The sequence below is a fragment of the Glutamicibacter sp. PAEs-4 genome (assembly GCF_051161755.1).
Lineage (GTDB): Bacteria > Actinomycetota > Actinomycetes > Actinomycetales > Micrococcaceae > Glutamicibacter > Glutamicibacter nicotianae.
This window is the reverse complement of the sequence record NZ_CP195017.1, coordinates 474421-488031: the sequence shown is the minus strand read 5'-3', so window position 1 is coordinate 488031 and position 13611 is coordinate 474421. Positions and strand designations below refer to the sequence as shown.

Here is a 13611-nt window from a genome sequence, read left to right as displayed (position 1 = left end):
GGCTTTCTAGGCTTTCGCCCCGCGGCTTCGAACTACGAAGAAACCTGCCAGCGAAGACAAGCTGGCCACGGCTGCAACTATGCCAACCAGCAGATTCCCGCCAATTGATAGTATCGAAAACGCAGCAAAAAGGATCGCGTAAACAATGAACAGGGTTTTCATAACTAGACCCTAACTGACCCAGCGCGCAAATGATTGATCTATCCAGCAGGTGGGAACTTTCCATCCAGGTCTTTGAGCCATTGGCCAAAGAGCTCAACAGCATCGGGCATATAGCTGCCGGGATTCCGCTCAATGTCTGCCAGCAGCTCACGATGCTCCATCCAGCGTCCGCTAGCGACTTCCTCAGCTTGCAGGCTGAGCTCCCCGCGGGCAACCGTCCAATACCGAAAAGCCCGGTACCGGGTATGCGCATCTGCGTAGTTCTCTGGTTCCAAGCGCACGAGCTCACTGTCGATGCCCAATTCTTCCTGGGCTTCGCGTATTGCTGATTCGTCGGGATCTTCGCCTGCTTGAATCACACCGCCAGCGGTGAAATCGAAGAGTCCGGGGTACACGTCTTTGCTCATCGTGCGCTGATGCACAAAGACCTCGCCCTGCGGGTTGAACACCAGAATCCCGGTAGCGCCATGACGCAGATTTTCCGCTCTGACGCGTGAGCGCGGGGCTTGCCCGATTACGTGCCCGTGCTCATCAAATAACGCTGCTTGTTCTTCCACGATTCATTTTCCATCACGGGCCCTGGTGCCGCGCAGCATGCCGGCAACCACCAAGGCGAAAGTTCCCACGAGCACCAGCAGCCAGAGACCTAAAGCGTAGGAGTTGGATTCGGCATGGTAGGTGGCGCCCATGGCCAGCGGCGGGAAGTAACCGCCCAGGCCACCGGCAGCCGCCACGACACCGGAAACGGCGCCAACCTTTTCCGGAGGTGTCGACGGGCCTATCCAAGCAAAGACCGCGCCCATTCCAAGGCCCATGGCCGAAGCCATCAAGATGAAGGTAACACCGGTCAGGATGCCTTCAGCAGGTTGCTGTCCAACAATATAGGCGAGCGAAACGATGCCGGCCAGCGAGATCAGCGCAATGACTTTCGGACCGAATTTGTCGGCCAGCACGCCGCCGACAGGTCGAGCAATCACTGCGGCCACAGCGAACAACGCCGTACGGGTACCGGCACCGATCGGGTCGACATTCTCCGGGTAGATGGTCATCAGGTATTTGGGCAAGAAGGTCGAAAATGCGACAAAACCGCCAAAGACTATTCCGTAGAGGAAGGACATTTCCCACGTAATAGCCAGCTTCAATGCACCGAAAACCTTCGGGAACAGCGGTTGGCTGCTCGGCTTCCATGCCGGAGACTCGCGCATCAAGAACCACACCAGGATCGCGGCGGCGAGCAGAAGACCGGCCAGAAACAGGTGGGTTCCCCAGTAGCCGAAATCTTGCAGCAGACGAGGTGTCTGGAAGGCCGAAATGGCGGTGCCAATCATTCCCATGCCAAAGATGCCGTTGGCGAAGCCGCGCCTATTGGCCGGATACCAGGCACTGGCGAAGGGGACGCCCACTGCAAAGATCGAACCGCCAACACCAAGGTAGGTTCCTGCGATAATCAGCAGCGCAAAACTGCCTATGCTGCCGGCGAGCGCCACCAGCAGCACCGCCGGAATCGTCGCCAGCAGCACGGCGGTGAACATTTTCCGGGCACCAAAGCGGTCGGTCAGCGCACCGGTGAAAATGCGTCCGATAGCGCCTACGAGCACCGGTGTTGCCAGCATCAGGGACACCTGTCCCTCGCTCAGATCCATCTCCTCGGCATAGAAACGCTGGATCGGTGAAATCAGCATCCATGCCCAGAAGCCCACGGCGCTTGCGAAGGTGGCCAGCAGCAGTTGGAAGAATCCTCCCCGCAAATCGGGCTCATTCACAGTGGTGTTTGCGTCAGATCCTGCGCTCATTGGACCCCCTGGTCGCACGGTTCAAGTAACGTCGAAGAGCCTTTTAAGCCAGTAGTCTATTCCTCTCCATCACGGAATTGGAAGAGTTGATCCGGTTAATTATTTACCGAATGACAGGGAAAAACATTAACGGATAATTCTGGAAAATACTCTTGAAACTCGCGATCCAAAAGACGAAGCTAGGGATACTAGCCACAGTTGGAGGAGATCCGGCAATGAGCGATAGTCCAAACCACACACAGCCTGCCACTGATGGACCGGTTGCTGATTCACTGCTTTCGATGGGAAAGTTCCTGCGCCGCGGTGACACCAGTGACGACCTGCGTGCCATGTTCCTCCAGGGAGGGCGCAAGGGCGATGTCTTCTACCGGGACCGATGGTCCCATGACAAGGTGGTGCGCTCGACCCACGGGGTGAACTGCACCGGCTCCTGCTCCTGGAAGGTCTACGTCAAAGACGGGATCATCACCTGGGAAACGCAGCAGACCGATTATCCCTCGGTTGGCCCGGACTCCCCCGAATACGAGCCGCGCGGCTGCCCGCGTGGCGCGGCGTTCAGCTGGTACACCTACTCCCCGACCCGCGTGCGCTTCCCCTACATCCGCGATGTGCTCGCCGAGCTGTACCGCAGCGCGAAGCAGGAGCACCCGGATCCGGTCGATGCCTGGGCATCGATTGTCGAGGACCCTGCCAAGGCCAAGCGCTACAAGAAGGCCCGCGGCAAGGGCGGGCTGATCCGCACCACCTGGGATGAAGCACTGGAAATCGCCAGTGCGGCGCAGGTCTATTCGGTGAAGAAGTACGGGCCGGACCGCATTGCAGGCTTCTCCCCCATCCCAGCCATGTCGATGGTCTCCCATGGGGCCGGCTCGCGCTACATGAATCTGGTCGGCGGCACCATGCTCTCCTTCTACGATTGGTACGCAGATCTTCCGGTCGCCAGCCCGCAGGTCTTCGGCGACCAGACCGACGTGCCGGAATCGGCCGACTGGTGGAACTCGCAGTACCTGATCATGTGGGGCTCCAATGTGCCGGTGACCCGCACCCCGGATGCGCACTTCATGGCCGAGGCTCGCTACAAGGGCACCAAGGTGGTCACGGTATCACCGGACTACACGGACAACACCAAGTTCGCCGACGAATGGGTGGCCCTGCAGCCCGGTACCGATGCGGCGTTGGGCTTGTCCATGGGGCATGTGATCCTCAAGGAGCACTACGTCGACAAGCGCACCAAGGCCTTCGAGGACTACATGCTGCGCTTCACCGATTCCCCGTTCCTGGTGGAAATCGATGCGGCCACCGGCACCCCGGTGCCTGGCAAGTTCCTCACCGCCACCGACCTCGGGATGTCCGAGGAACAGAACGCCGACTTCAAGCCTGCCCTGCTGGACATGGATGGCACCGCCCGGGTTCCGCGCGGCACCCTGGGCCACCGCTACTCCGAAAAGGACAAGGGGCAGTGGAACCTGGACCTGGGCGATATCACCCCTGCCCTGTCGGTCATGGACCTGGAAAGCTGGGATGGCGCAACGGCAGAAATCAGCCTGCCGCGCTTCGATCTGGCCCCGGAGGCCGGCCAGGAGCATGCCGGAGGCTCGGGCGTCGTGCAGCGTGGTGTCCCGGTGGTGCAGCTTGCCGGCAAGACGCTGACCACGGTCTTCGATTTGATGCTCGCCCAGTATGGTGTGGGCCGCGAATCCCTTCCCGGCCAGTGGCCAACTGATTTCATGGACGCCTCCACCGTCGGCACCCCGGCCTGGCAAGAAGAGCACACCGGGGTCCCGCCAGAGCAGGCCATCCGCATTGCCCGCGAATTCGCCGATACCGCAGAGAAATCCGGCGGCCGCTCGATGATCCTGATGGGTGCCGGCACCAACCACTGGTTCCATTCGGACACGATCTACCGCACCTTCCTGGCGCTGACCATGATGACCGGCTGCCAGGGCGTGAACGGCGGCGGCTGGGCGCACTATGTGGGCCAGGAAAAGGTCCGCCCGCTCACCGGCTACCAGCAATATGCTTCGGCCGGAGACTGGAACCGCCCGCCGCGCCACACCATCGGCACCGCCTTCTGGTACCTGGCAACCGACCAGTGGCGCTACGACGGCCTGCCGGCCAACCAGCTGGCCTCGCCGCTGGCCAAGGGCCAATTCGACGGGCGCACCACCGCGGACTGCCTGGTCGAGTCGATCAAGCGCGGCTGGATGCCGGACTACCCGACCTTCAACCGCAATCCGCTGGACCTGGTGGATGAGGCCGAAGCGGCCGGCAAGGATCCGGCGGCGCATGTCGTCGATTCGCTGAACGACGGCTCGCTGTCCTTCGCCTGCGAGGACCCCGACGCCCCGGAGAACTTCCCGCGGGTCGTGCTGATCTGGCGGGCTAACATCCTCGGCTCCTCCGGCAAGGGCAATGAGTACTTCCTCAAGCACCTGCTGGGCACCGATGCGTCGGTACGCGCCCCGGAAGCTGCCGTTGGCCACCGCCCGGCGGACATCGCCTGGCACGATGAGGCGCCGGAAGGCAAGCTGGATCTGCTGGCCACCGCGGATTTCCGGATGACCAGCACGACGCTGTTCTCCGACTTGGTCTTCCCGGCGGCCACCTGGTACGAGAAATACGATTTGTCCTCGACGGACATGCATCCGTTCATCCACTCCTTCAACCCGGCCATTGCTCCTCCATGGCAGACGAAGACCGACTTCGAGCTGTTCGGGTCCATGGCCAAGCGCTTCGGCGAGTACTCCGCCAAGCACCTGGGTGTGCGCAAGGACCTGGTGGCGTCCCCGCTGCAGCATGACACCCCCGATGCCATGGCCACCGTCAAGGGCAAGGTGGCGCAGGGCGCTCCGCTGGTTCCGGGACTGAGCATGCCCAAGCTGAAGGTCGTGGAACGCGACTACCCGAACCTCTACCGGCAATGGAGCACATTAGGTCCCCTGACGCAGGAACTGGGCATGGTCACCAAGGGCATCAATTACCGCGTGGGGCCTGAGATCGAGGCGCTCAAGCACGCCAACGGGGTCTCGGCCACCGGCGCGGTGCTGCTGGACACCGACAAGAAGGCCTGCGAAATGATCCTCGCCTTCTCCGGCACCTCCAACGGGCGCCTGGCCACCGCGGGCTTCAAGCAGCTCGAAGAGCATACCGGGCAGAAGCTGGCCTTCCTGGCCGAGGAGCATGAGGGCTCGCGGATTTCCTTCCACGATGTGCAGGTCCAGCCCCGCAGCGTCATCACCTCACCGGAGTGGTCCGGCTCGGAGCACGGCGGCCGGCGCTACACCGCGTTCGCGATCAACGTCGAGCAGCTCAAGCCCTTCCACACGCTGACCGGGCGGATGCACTTCTACCTGGACCACGACTGGATGCAGGAACTGGGCGAGTCGCTGCCGGTCTACCGGCCGCCGCTGGACATGCACCGGCTGTTCAACGACGCCAAGCTGGGCGCCACCGGCCAGCATGAGTCGGGCAATGCCGAGGTCTCCGTGCGCTACCTGACCCCGCACTCGAAGTGGTCCATCCACTCCGAGTACCAGGACAACCTGTTCATGCTCTCGCTCTCCCGCGGCGGGCCCACCATCTGGATGTCCCCGCAAGACGCGGCGAAGATCGGGGTGAAGGACAACGAGTGGATCGAGTCCTACAACCGCAACGGCGTGGTGGTGGCCCGCGCGATCGTCTCGCACCGCATGCCCGAGGGCACGGTGTACATGTACCACGCCAAGGACCGCACGGTGGATGTGCCGATCGCGGAAACCAGCGGCAAGCGCGGCGGCATCCACAACTCGCTGACCCGCATCCTGATGAAGCCCAGCCACCTGATTGGCGGCTACGGCCAGCTGGCCTGGGCGTTCAACTATCTCGGACCCACCGGAAACCAGCGCGACGAGGTCACCACGATCCGCCGCCGCAACCAGGAGGTGCAGTACCGATGAAAGTCATGGCCCAGATGTCCATGGTGATGAACCTGGACAAGTGCATCGGCTGCCATACGTGCTCCGTGACGTGCAAGCAGGCATGGACCAACCGCACCGGCGTGGAGTACGTCTGGTTCAACAATGTCGAGACGCGTCCCGGCGTGGGCTACCCGCGCACCTACGAGGACCAGGAGAAATGGCGCGGCGGCTGGACGCTGAACAAGCGCGGCCGGCTGACCCTGCGCGATGGCGGGCGCTTCAAGAAGATCAGCCGCATCTTCTCCAACCCGAAGCTGCCCGAGATCCACGACTACTACGAGCCGTGGACCTACGACTACGACATGCTGCTGAACTCGCCCTCCGGCGAGCACACCCCGGTAGCCACCCCGAAGTCGCTGCTCACCGGCAAAGACATGAAGATCGGCTGGTCGGCGAACTGGGACGACAACCTGGGCGGCTCGCTGGAGACCATGGACCAGGATCCGCTGCTGGCCAAGATGAGCGAAGAGGTGAAGGCCGAATACGAGAAGGCCTTCATGTTCTACCTGCCGCGCATCTGCGAGCACTGCCTGAACCCCTCCTGCGTGGCCTCCTGCCCCTCGGGCGCGATGTACAAGCGGGCCGAGGACGGGATCGTGCTGGTGGACCAGGACGCCTGCCGCGGCTGGAGGATGTGCGTCTCCGGCTGCCCGTACAAGAAGGTCTACTTCAACCACCGCACCGGCAAGGCCGAGAAGTGCACCTTCTGCTACCCGCGCGTGGAAGTCGGGCTGCCGACCGTCTGCGCCGAAACCTGCGTAGGCCGCCTGCGCTACCTCGGACTGGTGCTCTACGATGCCGACGCGGTAGCCGCCGCGGCCAGCGTCAAGAACGAGCACGAGCTGCTCGACGCCCAGCGCAATGTCCTGCTGGACCCGAACGACCCGGCAGTCATCGAGGCCGCCCGCGCCGAAGGCATCCCGGAAGACTGGATCGCCGCCGCCCAGGCTAGCCCGATCTGGAAGCTGATCCGCGACTACCAGGTGGCCTTGCCGCTGCACCCTGAGTACCGCACCATGCCGATGGTCTGGTACATCCCGCCGCTGTCCCCCGTAGTGGACGTGGTCACCAATACCGGCAACGACGGCGAGGACGCCAACAACCTCTTCGCCGCCATCGACAAGCTGCGCATCCCGATCGGCTACCTGGCCGAGCTGTTCACCGCCGGGGACACCGCCCCGGTGGACCTGGCCCTGCGCAAGCTGGCAGCCATGCGCTCCTACATGCGCGGCGTTTCGCTGGATGATGTCCGTGACGAGTCAATCGCGCTGGCGGTGGGAATGGACGGGCCGGCCATGGAGGAAATGTACCGGCTGCTGGCCATCGCCAAGTACGAGGAACGCTACGTGATCCCGCCGGCCCACGCCGAGCAGGCGCACGACCTGGAGGAAATGGGCTGCTCGCTGGACTTCGAGGGCGGCCCCGGCATGGGCGGGGCAGGCCCGTTCGGCTCCTCGTCGGGCGAGTCGGTGCCGGTGGCGGTGGAGAATTTCCACTCGCTGAAGAACCGGCAGACCGCGGACCGGCCTTCCAGCCCGGGACGCGTGAACCTGCTGAACTGGGACGGCAACGGCCGGCCCGAGGGACTCTTTCCACCGGAGGATGAAAAGTGATTCCACGACTGTTCAACCGGGGCACCCCGCGCCGCCGGCTGCCGGGCGCCCTCGAACCGGTTCCCATGGCCCGCGGGGAACGCGCCCAGGTGCACATGCTGGTCTCCCTGCTGCTGGATTACCCGGACGCTGCATGGTTCGCCCGGCTGCCGGAGCTGGAGCGCCATCTGGGTGCGGTGCCGAAGCCGCTGGCCGGCCTGCTGGCCGAATTCATCGATGCCTCCACCGAGCTGGGTGCCGCCGAGGTGCAGCGCCGCTACGTGCAGACCTTCGATTTGAAGCGCAAGTGCAGCCTGTACCTGAGCTATTTCGCCACCGGGGATACCCGCAAGCGCGGCACCGCGCTGGTGACCTTCATCGAGGCCTACCGGGCCGCGGGCTGGGAATTCGAGGCCGAGGAGCTGCCGGACTATTTGCCGGCCGTGCTGGAATTCTCCGCACGCAGCGATGACCCGATCGCCGAGGCACTGCTCGCGGCGCACATCGAGGGCATCGAGGTGCTGCGCGCGGCGCTGGAATCCATGGACAGCCACTGGGCGCCGCTGGTCCGCTGCGTCACCCTGTCCTTGCCGCCAGTCGACCAGGAAACCCAGGAACGGGTGCTGGCCCTGGTCAGCGAGGGACCGCCGACGGAAACCGTCGGATTGTCCTTCCTGGGAAATCTTCCGCCATTTAGCCCGAGGGGGAACGGATGAGTACGTCAGCGATTCTGCTCTGGGTCGTGCTGCCCTATGCCTGCGCGGTGGTGTTCATCGTCGGCCATATCTGGCGCTACCGCTACGACAAATTCGGCTGGACCACGCGGTCGAGCCAAACCTATGAGAACCGGCTGCTACGCTGGGGCTCGCCCATGTTCCACCTGGGCATCCTGATGGTGATCGCCGGGCACGTGGTCGGCCTGCTGATTCCACGCGAATGGCTGTACGCCATCGGGATCAACGAGCACATCTACCACCTCGGCGCCACCTGGCTCGGTACCGCGGCGGCCATCCTGACGCTGGCCGGCCTGGCGATCCTGATCTACCGCCGCCGCACGGTGGGCCCGGTCTTCCTCGCCACGACCCCGATGGACAAGATCATGTACGTGTTCCTGGGAGCCACGCTGTTCTTCGGCACCTTGGCGACGGTCGTGTACCAGGTCTTCGGGCCAGGCTATTCCTACCGCGAATCGATCTCGCCGTGGATCCGGCAGATGATCATCTTCCAGCCGCACCCGGAAATGATGCTGGAGGTGCCGCTCTTCTTCCAGCTGCATGTGATCACCGCTTGCCTGCTGTTCGCGCTGTGGCCGTTCACCCGGCTGGTGCACGTGTTCTCGGCGCCGATCCCGTACTTCTTCCGCCCCTACATCGTGTACCGCTCGCGGGATGATTCCCGTGGCGCCGGCAGCCGTCCGATCCGCCGCGGCTGGGATCCAATCACCACGCCGCCGCAGACCCGCGGCCGGCGCAGCCGGTAGCACCGCGGGTTGCCGGCTGTCCGGAGAATTGCGATTCCGGGGAGGCTGCGAGCAGCCGGACTAGGCTATTCGTCCGGGTGCTCGTCAGCCCAGCGGTGGGCGCGCGAGATCAATTGCTCGGATAAGCCAGAAAGCTCACCCTTGCCGCTGCCCATGGCCAGTCCGAGCAGGAAGGTGCTCAGCGGGGCTGCCGGCCGGGCGACCTCGTGGGCTACATGCTTGGCAACATCAAGCACGGTGGCGATGTCCACCTCGCCGGAGTCCAAGCCCAATTCCTTGGCGGCTGCTTCCAGCCAATCGTTCAATGCTTCTGGCGGCAGATGCTGTGCCATGGCTTCCCTTCGGTTCATGCGGGCGCTTTCCAGCGCCTGCGGCGTATCTATGTCACTGCTGATTCCATCATCCACCTGCACCCGCGCCAACTGCAGCTGATTCAAAGCCCGGCGCACCGGGGCATTGACCAGGTCCGCGCCCAGCTGGGCGCAGATGGCCGCCAGTGCCGAAGTGCGGTAGATTCCTGCCAGCCACTGGGTGTGTCCTTCCGCGTCAACCAGCAGCAGGCCATCGGCTCCGCGTTGCCCGAAGCCCGTCAGCAGCGCGCTGGCCACAGCGACCGGGCGTTGCAGGTCGCAGGCCAAAACCATAGTCCATTCCGCGTTGGCGCTGCCAGCAAGTTCGGCAAGTCCAGCGGCGATTCCCGCCAGCGGACCGGCAAATGGCGGGTCCTCCCGGACGACTGAATCGGCTTGGGTACCGGTGGATTCCGGGCCAACCACAACCACCCGTCGTGCGCCGGATTTGCGGGCCGCGGCAACCACGCGGTCAACCAGGCGCTGGCCGTGCAGCTGGATTTCGGCCTTGGCCTCGCCCCCGAGACGCGTACCCCTGCCGCCGGCCAGCACCAGGGCGTTGAAGCCGGGAAGCTGTGCGGCGCTCATGGAACCATCCTCAGTACTTCGACCTCATCGCCCGGGTTGACCCGGTCGACGCCAGCCGGAACCAGTGCATAGCCTTCGGCGGCGCCGAAGCCGCCCACCGAGTGGGAGATGCTGCTGGCTTGGACTGCCGGGGCGCACCGCAGTTGTTCCCCGTGTTCGAAGACGACGGGAATGACTTGCAGGCGTCCGGCCGCCGCTTTCCAGCCCACCGCGGCGATGGCGCGCAAGGTTGGGCGCAGCACCTCGCGGTGCCCTTGCATGGCCCGCAGGCAGGGGCGCACGAATAATTCGAAGCTGACCGCTGCGCTGACCGGGTTTCCGGGCAGGGCGAAGACCATCGCGCCAGCCTGCAAGCGTCCAGCGCATTGCGGCTGGCCGGGGCGAATCTTCACCCGGGCCGCCTGCACCCCGGGTTCGGCATCCAGCACCTGGCGCATCACGTCATAGGCGCCCGGGCCGACTCCCCCAGTGCTCAGGACGACATCATGGGTTGATCCAAGCACCTCAAGCTGTTCGCGTACCGCTGCGGTGTCATCCACGCAGTGCACCACGGTGGTTGCCTGGATGCCGGATTCGGCCAGCAGCCCTGCCATGAGCAGCGAGTTGGTTTCCGGGATCTGCCCGCGCGACAGCGCTGTGCCGGGTTCAAGCAATTCCGCTCCGGTGATCAGCACCGCCACCCTGGGAGCGGTGCGCACCGGCAAGCGACTGGCCCCGGCGGCCGCCAGGGCCGAAAGACGGGCGGCGGTGAGCTGCTCGCCGGCATGGGCCACCGGCTGGCCGGCGGCCTTGTCCTCGCCGCGGCGGCGCAGGTCCTTGCCCGGCTGCACCGGCACGTGGATCTGCACTGTATCCGCATCCCAGCCGGTCACCGCGGCTGAGGTGTCCTCGATACGCACCACCGCATCGGCATCGGACGGTATCGGGGCACCGGTCATGATCTTCACGCACTGGCCCGGTTCCAGTTTCGGGTCCCAGCCGCTTCCGGCCGGCACTTCGCCAATGACGTCCAGCGCAACCGGCGCAACCGGCGCTGCAGCGGTATCCACCGAGCGCACCGCATAGCCGTCCATTGCCGAGTTGTCCCATAACGGCAACGGATGCGTGGAGCACACATCCTCGGCCAGCACCGCACCGTGCAGGGCGGCGAAGCCTCCCGCCACCTCGATCTGCCGCGGGGCCAACGGCACAACCTGCGACAAAAGCCGCTCACGGTGCACTTCAAGTTCGACTGGTTGGATGCCGGTACTCATGGTTGCTCTTCCTGGATGCTCATCGGATGCTGTGCTGGCAAGGTGGCCGCCACCGCACGAACGAAGCGGTTGGCAGGTTCAGCGAAAACCTGCTGCACCGTTCCCTGCGCAATGATTCTTCCGCGCTCCAGCACCAGCAGGTCATCGGCGAGCGCCAGGGCGTCGGCGGCCGAATGCGAGACGACAATGGCGCTGGTTCCGGTGCGTTCCAGCTCTTCGCGCACCAGGGCACGCATGTCCATGGCCGCTTCGACATCCAGCGAAGCGAACGGCTCGTCGATCAGCAGGATCTTGGGCGCGGCGGCCAAGGCCCTCGCCAGCGCGATGCGCTGGCGCTGGCCGCCGGAGAGGGCCTCGGGCCGGTGCGTGGCTATTTCTTCCAAGCCCAGCCGCGCGATCCATTCGGCGGCCGCGGCCTTGGCGGCAGCCTTGTCCAGTCCCCCGGCCCGGGCGCCGAAGGCGATGTTCTTCAGAGCATCCAGGTGCGGGAACAGGTGCGGGTCCTGGCCCAGCAGGCCGACCTCGCGCAGGTGCGGCGGGCGGTGCTGCTTCGCATCGGCCAGCACGGTGCCGGAGAGCTCGATGCGCCCGGCGGCAATCTTCTGGATCCCGGCGATGGCATGCACGATGGTGGACTTGCCTGAGCCGCTGGGGCCCATCATCGCCAGCGTGCTGCCGGCAGGAACCTGGAATTCGACATCCACGTCGAATCCGGTGCGCGGCACGCGCAGGACAACCTCCAGTGTCATTTCAACGCCCCCGGACGCCAGGCGCGCACCAGCAGCAGCACCACCACGGCGGTGGCCAGCAGCAGCAGCGACAGGGCGACCGCGGAATCCCGTCCGGTGCCGGCCCCGTTGAATGCGGTGTAGATGGCCAGCGGCATGGTCTGGGTAATGCCTGGCGCGTTGCCGGCGAACAGCGCGGTGGCCCCGAATTCGCCGATGGCCCGCGCGAAGCACAGGATCACCCCGGCTACCAGGCCCGGGGCGGCCAGCGGCAAGGTGATGCGGGTGAGCACCATCCAGCGTCCGGCACCCAGGGTGGCGGCGGCTTGCTCGTAGCCGGCCCCGGCGGCTCGCAGCGAGCCCTCCACGGAGAGCACCAGGAAGGGCAGGGCCACGAAACTCTGGGCGATGACCACCGCCGCGGTGGAGAAGGGCAGGGTGATCCCCCACAGGGAATCGATGAATTCGCCGATGGGGCTGGTGCGTCCGAAGAGGAAGAGCAAGGCGACGCCGCCAACCATCGGCGGCAGCACCAGCGGGACGGCGATCAGCGCGCGCAGCAGCTGGGCTATCCGGGTCGGGCTGCGGGCCATCAGCACCGCCAGCGGCACGCCAAGCAGCACGCACAGCACGGTGGCCGCCACCCCGGTGCGCAGGCTCAGCCACAGCGCCGAAAGGGCCTGGGGGCTGGTTGCATCGTCCACCAGCGTGGACCAGCTGGCGCGCGTGATCAGCGCCAGCAGCGGAAGCACCAGCAGCCCGACGCCCAGCAGGGCCGGCGCGATGGCGAAGCCGGGAACCCGTACCCCGGTATCGCTAGCCATTGGCCTGCTCAGCGCCGGTGCCGAAGCCGTGCTCGGCAAGGATCTGCTGGCCGCGCTCGCTGATCACGAAATCCATGAACGCCTGCGCGCCGGGATTCTCGCCGAGCGTCGTAATCGGATAGGTGTTCACTACGTCCTCGGCTCCGTCCGGGACAATCGAGGCGACGTTCTCTTCGTTGAGCACATCGGTGGCGTAGACCAGCCCGGCATCCGCTTCACCGGCGGCCACCTTCTGCAGCACCGCGGTGACGTTCTGCTCCTCGCTGGCCGGGGTCACCTGAACCCCTTGGTCTTCGAGCAGCTGGCGGGAGGCCGAGCCGCATGGCACCTGCTGCGCGCACAGCACCGTGGTGGCCTGCGCCAGGTCATCGAGCGAATCGATATCCGCCGGGTTGTCCTGCGGCACCGCGATCACCAGGGTGTTGCTGGCGAAGATCACCGGCTCGTGGCCGAACCCGGCCTCGGTTACCTCGGACATGTTGCGTTCATCGGCCGAGGCAAAGACGTCCACGTCGGCGCCTTCGAGGATCTGCGTGGCCAGGGTCGAGGAGCCGTCGTAGGAGATGCTGGAAATCTGCACCTCCGGGTGTTCTGCGCTGAATTCTTCGGAGATCTGCTCGAAGGCGCTTTGCAGGGAGGCCGCCGCGGAGATGGTGATGGGTTCGGCTGCTGCATCCTCGGATGGGGTGCTGGCCGAACAGCCCGCCACCGCCAGCACGGCCACCGCCAGCCCGGCAAGGGCTCGGAACCGTGGGAAAGGGCGGTGCTGCATGGGTTCTCCTTGAAATCGGGGCTGGTGCCAATGCTACCGTCGCACCTGCCATGCCGATCCATTTGCGTAGCTGATTTGTTACTTTCAGGTTAACCGTCTTCCACGCGAGGATG

12 protein-coding genes are annotated in these 13611 nt (G+C 65.0%); 4 read left to right on the top strand and 8 right to left on the bottom strand.

What is annotated here, in order from left to right:
• Positions 1-6: 6 nt before the first annotated feature.
• The 3 genes from ACR9WD_RS02365 to ACR9WD_RS02355 are packed head-to-tail and all read right to left on the bottom strand — an operon-like array spanning position 7 to position 1955.
• Positions 7-162 (bottom strand): hypothetical protein, encoded by a 156-nt coding sequence (locus ACR9WD_RS02365; RefSeq protein WP_162989171.1) that lies wholly within the window; start codon positions 160-162, stop codon positions 7-9.
• A 38-nt stretch (positions 163-200) separates the two neighbouring features.
• Positions 201-719, bottom strand: coding sequence for an NUDIX domain-containing protein (locus ACR9WD_RS02360; protein ID WP_434922640.1), 519 nt, complete (start codon positions 717-719; stop codon positions 201-203).
• Positions 720-722: 3 nt separating this feature from the next.
• The gene (locus tag ACR9WD_RS02355; protein ID WP_434922639.1) at positions 723-1955 is read right to left on the bottom strand and encodes an MFS transporter; all 1233 of its coding nucleotides are present in this window, start codon (positions 1953-1955) and stop codon (positions 723-725) included.
• 215 nt (positions 1956-2170) lie between these two features.
• Here ACR9WD_RS02355 and ACR9WD_RS02350 point away from each other — a divergent pair, with 215 nt between their 5' ends.
• Genes ACR9WD_RS02350 through narI form a run of 4 tightly spaced genes read left to right on the top strand, consistent with a single transcriptional unit; the run spans position 2171 to position 8983 of the window.
• Positions 2171-5890 (top strand): nitrate reductase subunit alpha, encoded by a 3720-nt coding sequence (locus ACR9WD_RS02350; RefSeq protein WP_434922638.1) that lies wholly within the window; start codon positions 2171-2173, stop codon positions 5888-5890.
• Positions 5887-7524, top strand: coding sequence for a nitrate reductase subunit beta (gene narH, locus ACR9WD_RS02345; RefSeq protein ID WP_073707454.1), 1638 nt, complete (start codon positions 5887-5889; stop codon positions 7522-7524). The genes ACR9WD_RS02350 and narH overlap by 4 nt, the downstream gene beginning before the upstream one ends.
• Complete coding sequence (gene narJ, locus ACR9WD_RS02340) at positions 7521-8219, top strand: nitrate reductase molybdenum cofactor assembly chaperone (protein ID WP_073707453.1); 699 nt, start codon at positions 7521-7523, stop codon at positions 8217-8219. Before narH ends, narJ begins: the two co-directional genes overlap by 4 nt.
• Positions 8216-8983 carry a respiratory nitrate reductase subunit gamma gene (gene narI, locus ACR9WD_RS02335; protein WP_073707452.1) on the top strand — a complete coding sequence of 256 codons (768 nt, stop codon included), beginning with the start codon at positions 8216-8218 and terminating at the stop codon, positions 8981-8983. The genes narJ and narI overlap by 4 nt, the downstream gene beginning before the upstream one ends.
• 65 nt (positions 8984-9048) lie before the next feature.
• On the opposite strand, the gene ACR9WD_RS02330 is transcribed toward narI, so the two are convergent.
• From ACR9WD_RS02330 to modA, 5 genes are read right to left on the bottom strand one after another with little or no spacing between them, the layout of a single operon-like run.
• Positions 9049-9921 carry an NTP transferase domain-containing protein gene (locus ACR9WD_RS02330; protein WP_434922637.1) on the bottom strand — a complete coding sequence of 291 codons (873 nt, stop codon included), beginning with the start codon at positions 9919-9921 and terminating at the stop codon, positions 9049-9051.
• Positions 9918-11174 (bottom strand): molybdopterin molybdotransferase MoeA, encoded by a 1257-nt coding sequence (locus tag ACR9WD_RS02325; RefSeq protein WP_434922636.1) that lies wholly within the window; start codon positions 11172-11174, stop codon positions 9918-9920. Before ACR9WD_RS02325 ends, ACR9WD_RS02330 begins: the two co-directional genes overlap by 4 nt.
• Positions 11171-11923 carry an ATP-binding cassette domain-containing protein gene (locus ACR9WD_RS02320; protein ID WP_121866111.1) on the bottom strand — a complete coding sequence of 251 codons (753 nt, stop codon included), beginning with the start codon at positions 11921-11923 and terminating at the stop codon, positions 11171-11173. The genes ACR9WD_RS02325 and ACR9WD_RS02320 overlap by 4 nt, the downstream gene beginning before the upstream one ends.
• Positions 11920-12726 (bottom strand): ABC transporter permease, encoded by an 807-nt coding sequence (locus tag ACR9WD_RS02315; protein WP_121866110.1) that lies wholly within the window; start codon positions 12724-12726, stop codon positions 11920-11922. Before ACR9WD_RS02315 ends, ACR9WD_RS02320 begins: the two co-directional genes overlap by 4 nt.
• Positions 12719-13498 (bottom strand): molybdate ABC transporter substrate-binding protein, encoded by a 780-nt coding sequence (gene modA / locus ACR9WD_RS02310; protein WP_073707449.1) that lies wholly within the window; start codon positions 13496-13498, stop codon positions 12719-12721. The genes ACR9WD_RS02315 and modA overlap by 8 nt, the downstream gene beginning before the upstream one ends.
• Between the last annotated feature and the right edge of the window lie 113 nt (positions 13499-13611).

Coding starts and splice junctions, on each gene's coding strand:
- ACR9WD_RS02355 (WP_434922639.1), bottom strand. CDS start 1,955: ATGAGCGCAGGATCTGACGCAAACACCACTGTGAATGAGCCCGATTTG.
- narH (WP_073707454.1), top strand. CDS start 5,887: ATGAAAGTCATGGCCCAGATGTCCATGGTGATGAACCTGGACAAGTGC.
- ACR9WD_RS02315 (WP_121866110.1), bottom strand. CDS start 12,726: ATGGCTAGCGATACCGGGGTACGGGTTCCCGGCTTCGCCATCGCGCCG.
- ACR9WD_RS02320 (WP_121866111.1), bottom strand. CDS start 11,923: ATGACACTGGAGGTTGTCCTGCGCGTGCCGCGCACCGGATTCGACGTG.
- modA (WP_073707449.1), bottom strand. CDS start 13,498: ATGCAGCACCGCCCTTTCCCACGGTTCCGAGCCCTTGCCGGGCTGGCG.
- ACR9WD_RS02350 (WP_434922638.1), top strand. CDS start 2,171: ATGAGCGATAGTCCAAACCACACACAGCCTGCCACTGATGGACCGGTT.
- ACR9WD_RS02330 (WP_434922637.1), bottom strand. CDS start 9,921: ATGAGCGCCGCACAGCTTCCCGGCTTCAACGCCCTGGTGCTGGCCGGC.
- ACR9WD_RS02325 (WP_434922636.1), bottom strand. CDS start 11,174: ATGAGTACCGGCATCCAACCAGTCGAACTTGAAGTGCACCGTGAGCGG.
- narI (WP_073707452.1), top strand. CDS start 8,216: ATGAGTACGTCAGCGATTCTGCTCTGGGTCGTGCTGCCCTATGCCTGC.
- ACR9WD_RS02365 (WP_162989171.1), bottom strand. CDS start 162: ATGAAAACCCTGTTCATTGTTTACGCGATCCTTTTTGCTGCGTTTTCG.